Source organism: Tepidimonas sp., from assembly GCF_046292505.1.
Classification (GTDB): Bacteria; Pseudomonadota; Gammaproteobacteria; order Burkholderiales; family Burkholderiaceae_C; genus Tepidimonas.
Window position 1 is genome coordinate 1 of the sequence record NZ_JBKBQX010000197.1, and the last position, 665, is coordinate 665.

At 68.9% G+C, this 665-nt stretch carries 1 pseudogene; it reads right to left on the bottom strand.

Features of this window, described 5'->3' with window-relative positions:
• Positions 1-521 (bottom strand): annotated as a pseudogene (locus tag ACK4TH_RS12720) (acetyl-CoA C-acyltransferase); the annotation flags it as partial.
• Positions 522-665 lie beyond the last annotated feature (144 nt).

Below are 665 nucleotides of genomic sequence, written 5' to 3' on the forward strand. Positions count from 1 at the left end.
CGGCTGATGCCGTTTTTCGTCACCAGGTCTTCGGTGTGCCAGCCCGAATGCTTATCGCTGAAGGCGTCGTGCAGGCCATCGTAGAGCATGCTGTCGAACATCGTCACATCGCCCATGCGCGCGCCCCAGCGGCCCTGCGGCAGCAGATAGGGGGCGCGGTCCATGTTCTCCATGCCGCCGGCGACGATGCAGCGGGCCATGCCGGCCCAGATTTCCAGCGCGGCGCTGGCCACCGCCTGCGCGCCCGAGCCGCAGACGCGGTTGACCGTCAGCGCCGGCACCTGCACCGGCAACCCGGCGCCGATGCCGGCCTGGCGCGCCGGGTTCATCTTGACACCCGCTTGGATCACGTTGCCCATGATCACGCCGTCGACCTGATCACCGGGCAGGCCAGCGCGCCGGACCGCCTCGCGGATCACGGCCGCACCCAGCGCCGGTGCGGGGGTATCTTTCAGGCTGCCGCCGTAGGTGCCGATGGCGGTGCGCACGGCGTGGCAGAGGACGACTTCGGGGGTACTCATACTCGATCTCCTGGGGGGCAAGTACCGGCGGCGTGCCGGCGCGGTTTGGGATGGTCGATGGCGGAGTGATCGGCAGTGGCCTGAGCGGCAGGCTGCCAGCAGCAAACGCGTGGACAGCAGTGCCGAGGTTCATGGGTGGTTTAC